The 9,235-nt window shown below is 56.7% G+C and carries 9 protein-coding genes, 1 pseudogene and 1 riboswitch; of the genes and pseudogenes, 5 read left to right on the top strand and 5 right to left on the bottom strand.

What is annotated here, in order from left to right:
- Positions 1 to 78: 78 nt before the first annotated feature.
- Together GEU01_RS17505 and GEU01_RS23160 are read left to right on the top strand one after the other, a co-directional pair.
- On the top strand, positions 79 to 1,110 hold the full coding sequence (locus tag GEU01_RS17505; RefSeq protein WP_014106769.1) for an IS110 family RNA-guided transposase: 1,032 nt from the start codon (positions 79 to 81) through the stop codon (positions 1,108 to 1,110).
- Between the two features lie 335 nt (positions 1,111 to 1,445).
- Positions 1,446 to 2,795: pseudogene (locus tag GEU01_RS23160) on the top strand (helix-hairpin-helix domain-containing protein); the annotation flags it as partial.
- A gap of 114 nt (positions 2,796 to 2,909) precedes the next feature.
- On the opposite strand, the gene GEU01_RS17495 reads toward GEU01_RS23160, so the two are convergent.
- The 3 genes from GEU01_RS17495 to GEU01_RS27630 are packed head-to-tail and all read right to left on the bottom strand — an operon-like array spanning position 2,910 to position 4,883.
- Positions 2,910 to 3,242, bottom strand: a complete 333-nt coding sequence (locus tag GEU01_RS17495; protein ID WP_010517673.1) for a DUF6525 family protein — start codon at positions 3,240 to 3,242, stop codon at positions 2,910 to 2,912.
- Positions 3,235 to 4,467 carry a GTP-binding protein gene (locus GEU01_RS17490; protein WP_026018841.1) on the bottom strand — a complete coding sequence of 411 codons (1,233 nt, stop codon included), beginning with the start codon at positions 4,465 to 4,467 and terminating at the stop codon, positions 3,235 to 3,237. The genes GEU01_RS17495 and GEU01_RS17490 overlap by 8 nt, the downstream gene beginning before the upstream one ends.
- A gap of 53 nt (positions 4,468 to 4,520) precedes the next feature.
- Entirely contained in the window at positions 4,521 to 4,883 is a 363-nt protein-coding gene (locus tag GEU01_RS27630) for a hypothetical protein (protein ID WP_010517670.1), read from the bottom strand.
- On the opposite strand from GEU01_RS27630, the gene GEU01_RS27625 reads away from it, so the two are divergent.
- Positions 4,779 to 5,123 carry a DUF1826 domain-containing protein gene (locus tag GEU01_RS27625; protein ID WP_373321426.1) on the top strand — a complete coding sequence of 115 codons (345 nt, stop codon included), beginning with the start codon at positions 4,779 to 4,781 and terminating at the stop codon, positions 5,121 to 5,123. The genes GEU01_RS27630 and GEU01_RS27625 overlap by 105 nt on opposite strands.
- A 514-nt stretch (positions 5,124 to 5,637) precedes the next feature.
- On the opposite strand, the gene GEU01_RS23155 is transcribed toward GEU01_RS27625, so the two are convergent.
- Positions 5,638 to 6,420: a CbtA family protein gene (locus tag GEU01_RS23155; RefSeq protein ID WP_019087116.1), complete on the bottom strand. Its 783-nt coding sequence runs from the start codon at positions 6,418 to 6,420 to the stop codon at positions 5,638 to 5,640.
- 13 nt (positions 6,421 to 6,433) lie between these two features.
- Complete coding sequence (locus tag GEU01_RS24765; RefSeq protein WP_010518378.1) at positions 6,434 to 6,646, bottom strand: CbtB domain-containing protein; 213 nt, start codon at positions 6,644 to 6,646, stop codon at positions 6,434 to 6,436.
- A 329-nt stretch (positions 6,647 to 6,975) separates the two neighbouring features.
- A riboswitch (cobalamin riboswitch) is annotated at positions 6,976 to 7,207 on the top strand.
- Positions 7,208 to 7,363: 156 nt separating this feature from the next.
- Here GEU01_RS24765 and GEU01_RS17470 point away from each other — a divergent pair.
- Both GEU01_RS17470 and GEU01_RS17465 read left to right on the top strand, forming a co-directional pair.
- Positions 7,364 to 8,950, top strand: coding sequence for a carbohydrate porin (locus GEU01_RS17470; protein WP_232272606.1), 1,587 nt, complete (start codon positions 7,364 to 7,366; stop codon positions 8,948 to 8,950).
- 14 nt (positions 8,951 to 8,964) lie between these two features.
- The coding region (locus tag GEU01_RS17465) for a helix-turn-helix domain-containing protein (protein WP_026018770.1) at positions 8,965 to 9,235 on the top strand (271 nt) is incomplete at its 3' end.

Genomic DNA, 9,235 nt, shown 5'->3' with positions numbered 1-9,235 from the left:
CAGATGGGGTGGACGGCCTCCATGCGACATCAATGTGCCATGATGAGGTCGGAAGACCATTCAGAGGAGACCGCCCGGATGAAAGTTACCATAATCGGCCTGGATATCGCCAAGTCTGTTTTTCAAGTGCATGGCACGGACGCAAGCGGAAAATGTCTGCTCAAGAAGAAACTCGGGCGGAGTGAAGTTATCTCATTCTTTGAAAAGCTGGAGCGCTGCCTGGTCGTACTCGAAGCCTGTAGCACGTCGCATCACTGGGCTCGTGTCATCCGTGACACCGGTCATGAGGTAAAACTCATTCCCCCTGAAATGGTCAAACCATTTGTCAAACGTGGCAAGAAAAACGATGCTGTTGATGCCGCCGCGATTTGTCTTGCCGCGATCCATCCCGACACGCGCTTCGTCCCGATTAAAAATCGGGAGCAGCAAAGCCTGTTATCGCTGCACTCAACTCGTACCCTTCTGGTCAAACAGCAAACGATGCTGGTGAATGCGTTGCGTGCACTTGCAGCGGAATTCGGTTTGATTGTTCCCCTTGGAAATGCCCGTCTCCCCGAACTTCTGGCGAAAATCGAAACCTCATCCAATCTGCCTGATGCCCTGAAACAGACAACCATGCTGCTCTTTGAACAGTATGGTCGACTGAACGAAAGCATAGAAAACCTGGAAGGAGGTATCCGGACACATGCCAAACAGGATGAAGATGCTCGCCGTCTTTTGACCATCCCGGGCATTGGTCCGGTAACCGCCTCCCTGATTGTCGCGTCTGTTACCGATATTGGGGCCTTCGATACGGCCCGGCACTTCGCAGCCTGGCTTGGTCTCGTACCGCGCCAGCATTCATCGGGCGGAAAAACCCGATTGGGCAGAATTACCAAAACGGGCAACCGGGAAATAAGAAAGATGCTCGTTCTGGGCGCAACATCCATGCTTTACCGCGCACAGAAATGGGATAGCGCTGCGGGAGTATGGCTTTGCAAGCTTCTGGAACGTCGCCCGGGCCGTCTGGCAACCGTGGCGTTAGCCAACAAGCTGGCCCGGATCATCTGGGTTTTGTTGTCGCGCAAAGAGATCTATCGTCCGGCCGGTCGCAGTGTCGCTATAGTCTGACATGTACCACCAGGATGATGGATACCGGAATAAGCTCCGGTAGATCCGGCAGTATGCACTGACCGCGTGATGGGAAAGACTGTAATCAGAAGCAGTTCAGGCAATACCGAATGTCCCCATGTGCCATTGAGCACGAGATCCAGATTGGTGCCTGACACGCAAGCGAACACCCATGATGGCCAGCGAAGGATTTCGCATAAACAGGCCGGACATAAGGGCGCATCTGACCGGATCTCCACATCATGACAGTATCAGTGCATTTCGCTGGAGCGAAAATACGCAGAAGAAAGATACGACAATGCAATCAATGTGACCTCTTGCATCGTAAAGGCCGTCCACATAAGGGGGACATGGTGCATCCCTATCTGCGCAGGCGGGCCGGGCAGGAAAAGGAAGTCTACCCGACGCCGGAACTGGAAAAGGTGCTCAGGAAGACGCTGGGCATTCCGCTGTTCCAGGAACAGGTGATGCAGGTGGCTATGGTCTGCGCCGGGTTTCCGGCGTCCGAGGCTGATCAGCTGCGCCGGGCCATGGCGACGTTCAAGAATACCGGCACGGTCTCGCGCTTTCGCACGCGCCTGATCGAGGGCATGACAGCGCGGGGTTATCCCGAGACCTTTGCCGAGCGCATCTTCCAGCAGCTTGAGGGGTTTGGCAGTTACGGCTTTCCCGAGAGCCATGCGGCCAGCTTCGCCATTCTGGCCTATTCGTCATCGTGGATGAAATGCACCCATCCGGATGTGTTTCTGGCAGCACTCCTGAACAGCCAGCCCATGGGCTTCTATGCCCCGGCGCAGCTTGTGCGCGATGCGCGCGAACATGGGGTCGAGATCCGGCCGGTCTGCATCAACGCCTCGCGCTGGGACAGCATACTTGAAGGCCCGGAGCGGAATGACGGGCTGTTTGCCGTCCGTCTGGGCATGAACCTGGTGAAAGGGCTGGCCAATGAGGATGCGGCCCGGATCGTGGCGGCACGGGGCGACCGGCCCTTTGCCTCGGTCGACGATCTGTGGCGCAGGGCAGGGGTGAAGGGGGTAGCCCTGACCCATCTGGCCGAGGCGGACGCTTTCCGGCCGGGGCTAGGTCTGGCCCGGCGCGAGGCGCTTTGGGCGATCAAAGCACTACGTGACGAACCCCTGCCGCTGTTTGCCGCAGCTTCCGTCGTGCGTGAAGCGGAAGAACCCGACGTGCTGCTCCAGCCCATGCGGGACGGGGCTGAGGTCGCGCGCGACTACAACCGCACTGGCCTGACCCTGCGGGATCATCCCGTGGCTTTCCTGCGCGATGATCTTAGCGAACGCGGGATGGTGACGTGCCGGCAGGCCCTGGAGGCCCGGGACAGGAGCAGCCTGTCGGTGGCAGGATTGGTGCTGGTCCGTCAGCGGCCCGGTTCGGCCGAGGGCGTGGTGTTCATGACGCTGGAGGATGAGACGGCGGCGATCAACGTGATTATTTGGCCCGATATGTTCGAGCGCTTTCGTCGTGTGGTCCTCTCGGGTCAGATGCTGGGGGTTGTGGGGCGGCTGCAGAAGGAAGGGGAGGTAGTGCATCTCGTGACGCGTGAGATTGTGGATCTCTCCTTCCTGCTGGCCGATGTGGGAAATCGGTCGTTGCACGATTTCTCCGACCCTGAGCAGGGTCGCTTGCGAGAAAATATCGTGGTTAAGGCACGAAATTTCCATTGAACGCTCTACAGGCATAATCGTCCCAACGGGCAGCATCGGATTATTTTTCAGGCTGGCGATCCCAATGAAGATGCTTTCTGAAAATACGAGTGTCATGACAGTAAAATACTGATTTTACCTCTGCACTGACACGCAGGCGGCGTCGTGCGGCAGGACCATGCCGTAGACTTCGCTGTAGCGTGACGCAAACGCTTCCCGCTCCAGCCTCTCGCAATAATCAAGATAGCGGATCAATGCCCGTTCGGCGCGCATCGTGCGTCCATAGAGCCGTTTGTAATGCTGCCACAGCATCATGACGTTGACCGACCAGGCATCATAGGCATGTGCTGCTATCCGTTGGCGGATTGCGGCGGGCAGCGCGTCGAATGCGGCCCAGTCATCCCCCGCATACCGCCGCCACATCTCGTGGCGTAATGTCCGCTCGTTATCTGCCTTCACCTTACGCATCCGCCATTTCTCCCTGCTCCCAGGCCGGGAACGGGTCAGGCAGATGGGCGAACGGCAGCGGATTGAACTGCTCGACATCAAAGTCGGGTACAAGGCAGGCATCCAGAACCGCGGCAATGCCGGCATCGTCCATTTCTGCCGTGCCGATAAATACGATTTCCTGTCGGCGGTCCCCATAAACCGGGTCCCATTTCGACAGGATCAGGTCGCGCCATTCATCGCTGTCCGGCCAATGGTCTTTTGGTATCGTCACCCACCAGCGTCCCATGGCCTGCGTGCGGACCAAGGCACCGGCCTGCCCCAGTTCGCCCACCCATTGCGGGCGGGTCGCCAGCCAGAAATGGCCCTTCGCCCGGATCACGCCCGGCCATGCAGAGTCGATAAAGGCCTTGAAGCGTTCGGGCACCAAGGGGCGGCGGGCACGCCAGACAAAGGTGTGGATGCCATATTCCTCGGTTTCGGGAACATGGTTGTGGAATTCGAACAGTTCCTTGTACCACAGCGGGTGCTTGTGCGCCCGGTCGTAATCGAAGCAGTGTGTATCCAGAATGCGCGCGCAGGGCACGATACCCTGATCCGTTTCGATAATATCCGCATCGGCGTTAAGGGCCTGGATGACCTGCCGCGCGGTCTCGCGCTGTGCTGCGGTTGCACTTGAGACCTTGTTCAGGACCACCACATCCGCGAACTCGATCTGCTCGACCAGCAGGTCAACCAGCGCCCTGTCGTCCCCCTCGCCCGCCGTCTCGCCCCGGTCGCGCAGGAAATCTGTCGAGGCGTAATCGTTCAGCAGGTTGACGGCGTCAACCACCGTTACCATCGTATCGAGCCGCGCGATATCGGACAGGCTTTCGCCCGCCTCGTCACGAAACTCGAATGTCGCCGCAACCGGAAGGGGTTCCGCAATCCCCGTTGATTCAATCAGGAGGTAATCGAAGCGTCCCTCCTCCGCAAGCCGCCGTACTTCCAGCAGCAGGTCATCGCGCAACGTGCAGCAGATGCAGCCATTGCTCATTTCCACGAGCGTTTCGTTCGTCCGGGACAGGTTGCTGCCGTCGCGCACCAGGTCCGCGTCAATGTTCACGTCGCTCATGTCATTGACGATCACCGCGACTTTTCGCCCCTCGCGGTTATTGAGCACGTGGTTGAGAAGCGTCGTCTTTCCAGCTCCCAGAAAGCCGGAAAGAACCGTTACCGGAAGTCTTTCGCGCATGACGGACACCATCCATTGGGTTGCGATCCGCCAAATCTATATGTTATGTTATAATATAACAACTCCTAAAGGACCCTGACATGAGACCGTCCTGTCCGACCCGTCCGTTTTCCACCATCCTGATGCCGTTCCAGAACATTGACAGGCACGACTGTTTTATCGTTCAGCAGGAACGTCACCTCGGGCAGGAGATCATGCAGGCCGCGGCCTTGTGGAATGCGCACGGCCCGGACCTGTTTCTGCATCGGGGCACCATTGAAATTCTTCAAACCGAGTTGCGAACTTTCTTGCCGGCAGGCACGCAGGCGCTTGCTGACGACGCCCTGAATCTTGCCCGTCGTTATCAGCGCCTGTCGGGCACGGCCGAAATCCGCTTTCGGCTGGAAAAGGTCAGACACGACAGTTGCCGCCGCTTTCATGTTGACCATGTTCCGTTACGCCTCCTGTGCACCTACACTGGGCCTGGGGTTCAATGGAAACATGCTGACAGCGAGATCATCCATGATACGCCAGCGTGCTGGATCACCCTTCTGAAAGGGCGGTTATATCCCGGCTGGTCGACAAAAGGGGCAGTACTGCACCGTTCGCCGCCCATCTCGGATCTCCCGGTTCCTGTTACGCGCCTGCTTCTGACCCTTGACCATCCGGACGCGTGTGGCATGGGATGACAATGACACCTTAACGCCGTAGCATTCAGGTTGCTTTCGGCTATGATCGCCAACGCTCTTGCCCGACAGCAGGGCGAACTGTCGGTGTGATGGACAGCCCGAGTCATGGTTAAATCGTATCAGCATGGGCCGATCGCTCCTTTGTTTGGAACGATGAACTGTGGCGTAGCGCCGATATGAAGGTGGCGGGCATAGTGTCCATGACACTGAAGCACGAAACAGCGACGCGTGATATTATTGTCGGGCTTAATATTAGTCTGTAGTTCTGTCAGGGCAAATGCCGGGTTTTGGACTGCTTGCGGAAAGAAAAGGGAAGGGCGCCATCTGGTCGCGAGATTGTCGCCCTTTCCTACGCCTGTTGGCGCATGGGGAAATCGGCAACCGAAAACAGTACGTTGTGATGGATATTGGCGAGTTCCCCATAAATATCGCGAAAAAATCTCGTAATTGTCATTGAGTATCTGGCGTGGCTTCAAGTCAACGCCAGTTCTCACGTTTTTAACTTCAAGCCATTTTAATGGGCATTAAGCTGAATGTTAGCGCCATTACGATATCCAAACCGGTTTCGATTTGCATATTCAGTAAAGGCACCGAAACCCAGACCCAGTGTGGCCCACATGATGATCTGCATGCCTAAGGAATCAATCCTGAAATTCCAGAGCAAATCAGCAGGGAAATTAGAGGGGACTTCATTAACCGCAGGAAGTAACTCGCCTGTTGTAAAGACAATCAGAATATAACACGCGCCTGCAAGATAAGTTGATGTCCATGCATTATATTGCCGACGTAAGCGTCCCTGAAGCATTGTGGCTGCGATCATCCCCAGTAGGGAGACCAGCATCATTATAAAATACAATTCTGTCCGCATGCCAATTGTATCCGGGTTTCCTACGGATGGCGGGTTGGCAGGATACTTGATGCTTGGCACCACATATACTGCAATAATCCCGGTTATCGCCAGCAGGACAGACACAACACGAGGGTCTGTGCTTTTCATGCGCCCATTTGCATAAGAAAATACAAGAGCGAAAAGCCCGCCAAACGCTGTCGAGTAAACCATTACACCTGTGAGCAATCCGTAACTGGCTTGAAGTTTCCGGCTTACAAGTTCCGGCTCTTCAACATCATGGATGCCTCGCTCCAGATCTGCCTTGGCTTTAGCCTCGTCCATGGCAGATTCAAATGCAATGGCATGATCGACCTGAGGTTCTCCAAAAACTTTTGCGAAACTGAATACCAGAATGCCGGCCAGAAAACCGACGAGCATTCCGCGAATAAGTAGGGTGCGGACCATCATTCTGTTTTCCATGTCAGTGGCAGGGGAAACCCAGAAGATGGCGACTGTCATGCACCCACTCGTGCACATACATGCCAGGAATAATTGATGTCGCCCCTTCCTCTGCGCCGACAAAATAAAGGGCCAGCAGCATCAGTAAGCCGAAAACCAACCACGGCGCTATCTCCCTGACGGGAATAGGCGCGGGAGAGGGGATAGCGTGGGAACCTATTGCAGTATCAGACATTTTATACGACTCCTCAGGAAAAATGCGTCCTGTTTCGCTCGGAACGGAGCCATGCGCGGGTCTGACTTTCGGGTAGAAAATTGTGTTCTACACCTGCTTACAGTGGCGCAACCGTGCCGGGATTTCACCGGCTTCCGCGTTTATGGCCTGCAGGGGTATAATCTACTCTCCCTTAATCTAAAACTCCTAAAAGAGCATAGCCTGACATAATTTGACATGAACTACCACGGCTGCAGGTGAAACGCCGAAGCGCAGGCGGTCAATATCCATCAGGAAGGGATTTCTCTAATTATCCTGTCTTGCCTTTTTGGGGATAAGAATTTTATAACACTGTCTATCAAGTCGACGGTCCCGTGCGAACGGGTGAAAAGGGAATGTCGTATAACTCTGGCTGGGGCAATTTCCCCGGGAGTTCAGTCGACAGCTGCCCCCGCAACTGTAGACGGCGAGCATTGTGTCCTCAGCTACCAGATTGGGTAGCAGCCACTGACTTCGGTTGGGAAGGCGGATGCAGCGTGGTGACCCGTGAGTCAGGAGACCTACCGTCGAGTTCAGATATGTCGCCGGGCGGGTGGAGCCGGAGGCGGATCAAGGCGTGATGCATTTTCTTCTTTGACGCTCTGTCGCGATGGCATGCGTGTTTGTTTCCCAGTCGGGAAATGACTGCATTCGGAATTGTTGCTCCTTTTACCGACGCTTCCCCGACAGGCTCCCTCCATGACATTTCTTGACTCTCCGGGCGTTACGCGACGCTCGGCTCGTGTGCTTTTTATCAATTCCACTCTGGTAGGAAGTCTCTTCGCATACTCAGCCGCTTATGCTCAGGCTCCTCAGACCCAGATCGAGGAAGATCGGGCGCGCCTTGGCAACTCCACTCCGCTGGTTGAGCAGATCGACCCAGCAACCATACGTGATTCGGAGCGCGCGCAAGCCGATGCTGCGGAGAAGGCGGCTGGTGACGATAAACTCGACACCAGTGGTAACCTGCTGGGCAATATGTGGGGCGCGCGGTCATGGATGTACAAGCACGGCATCAGCTTCGACATCCAGGAAGTCGATGAACTCTGGGGCAACGGGACTGGCGGTTCGGCTTCTGGTAATGATGGTGCAGGCGGATCAGGCACCGGCCCGTCCTACGACGGTGTAACCATGCCCACGCTGACCGTCGATACCGAGAAACTGTTCGGGTTGAAGGGGGGACTGTTCAATGTCAGCGCACTGCAGACACGCGGGCGCTCGATCTCGCAGGACCATCTGGCCAATTTCAACCCTGTCAGCGGATTTGAGGCTGACCGTTCCACCCGCCTGTTCGAACTATGGTACCAGCAGTCTTTCCTTGGCGGCAAGCTGGACGTAAAGATCGGCCAGCAGGATCTTGATACCGAGTTCCTGATCAGCGATTACGCCTCGCTTTACCTCAACGCCAATTTCGGCTGGCCCATGGCGCCCTCGGTCAACCTGTATGGCGGCGGGCCGTCCTGGCCGCTGTCGTCTCCCGCCATCCGGATCCGCTACCGGCCGAGCGAGAAGTTCACCTTCATGTTTGCCGCAGCGGACGACAATCCGCCGGGTAACCGCTATAATTCTACCCCCATCCAGCAGGCTACCGGCTCCATCAGCGGCTACAATTCCGATCCCACCAGCCAGACCTATGATGGTGCCAATGGCACCAATTTCAACATGGGTACCGGCGCCCTGCTGATGACCGAACTGCAATACGCGCTCAACCCGCAGCCGGCCGACATGTCGAACGTGACCAAGAATCCCGGCCTGCCAGGCGTGTACAAGCTGGGCGGGTTCTATGATACCGCGAAGTTCGCCGACTATCGTTACAACCGCAATGGCGGTTCGTTAGGAGCTGCAGTGGCCAACGCCACTGCAGCCACGCCACAAAGTGACCTGACCCCGCGCTGGGACCGGGGTAACTGGATGGTGTATGGTATCATCGACCAGATGATCTGGCGGCCGTCGCTGACATCGGCCCGCTCGGTGGGCGTGTTCGTACGCGCCACGGGTAATGGCGGTGATCGTAACCAGATCAGCTTCGCCATTGACGCAGGCCTGAACCTGAAGGCGCCGTTCAAGGGGCGCGATAACGACACGATCGGTCTGGGCTGGGGCATTGGTCGCGCCAGTTCCGGCCTGCGGCAATTTGACCGCGACAGCCAGACGCTTGTGCAGGGCAATGAAAACCATCTTGAACTGACCTATCAGGCGCAGGTTATACCAACCATTGTTTGGCCTGACTCACGGGGTACCCATCGGTTTAAAAATGTGATTCATAGGATGCAGACCATTCTCTGAAGGAGGCATTCTGGATGGGCAGCCCTCTATCCCTGCGTGACGATCATGATAGTTCGGAGTTGCGACGCCTTGCGCGCAGAAGCCGGCATGCGGGTCAGTCGCGTCGCCTGTTGGCGCTTGCGGCGATTTATGATGGCGCCTCGCGCGGCGAGGCGGCCCTGCTTGCGGGGACAGACCGTCAGAGTATCCGTGACTGGGTGCTGCGTTTCAATGCGGATGGCCCGGATGGCCTTGTGGATCGTCATGGCGGGGGACAGAAAGCCCGCCTGACACAGGAGATGCTGT

Source organism: Komagataeibacter europaeus LMG 18890, from assembly GCF_000285295.1.
In the GTDB taxonomy this organism is placed as follows: domain Bacteria; phylum Pseudomonadota; class Alphaproteobacteria; order Acetobacterales; family Acetobacteraceae; genus Komagataeibacter; species Komagataeibacter europaeus.
The sequence above is the reverse complement of the archived record's forward strand: the minus strand, read 5'-3'. Positions and strand labels throughout refer to the sequence as shown.

Bases quoted from the DNA above. Each gene is read 5' to 3' on its own strand.
- GEU01_RS17505 (WP_014106769.1), top strand. From the start codon at position 79: ATGAAAGTTACCATAATCGGCCTGGATATCGCCAAGTCTGTTTTTCAA.
- GEU01_RS17495 (WP_010517673.1), bottom strand. From the start codon at position 3,242: ATGCGTAAGGTGAAGGCAGATAACGAGCGGACATTACGCCACGAGATG.
- GEU01_RS17490 (WP_026018841.1), bottom strand. From the start codon at position 4,467: ATGGTGTCCGTCATGCGCGAAAGACTTCCGGTAACGGTTCTTTCCGGC.
- GEU01_RS27630 (WP_010517670.1), bottom strand. From the start codon at position 4,883: ATGGTCAACATGAAAGCGGCGGCAACTGTCGTGTCTGACCTTTTCCAG.
- GEU01_RS23155 (WP_019087116.1), bottom strand. From the start codon at position 6,420: ATGATGGTCCGCACCCTACTTATTCGCGGAATGCTCGTCGGTTTTCTG.
- GEU01_RS24765 (WP_010518378.1), bottom strand. From the start codon at position 6,646: ATGTCTGATACTGCAATAGGTTCCCACGCTATCCCCTCTCCCGCGCCT.
- GEU01_RS17470 (WP_232272606.1), top strand. From the start codon at position 7,364: ATGACATTTCTTGACTCTCCGGGCGTTACGCGACGCTCGGCTCGTGTG.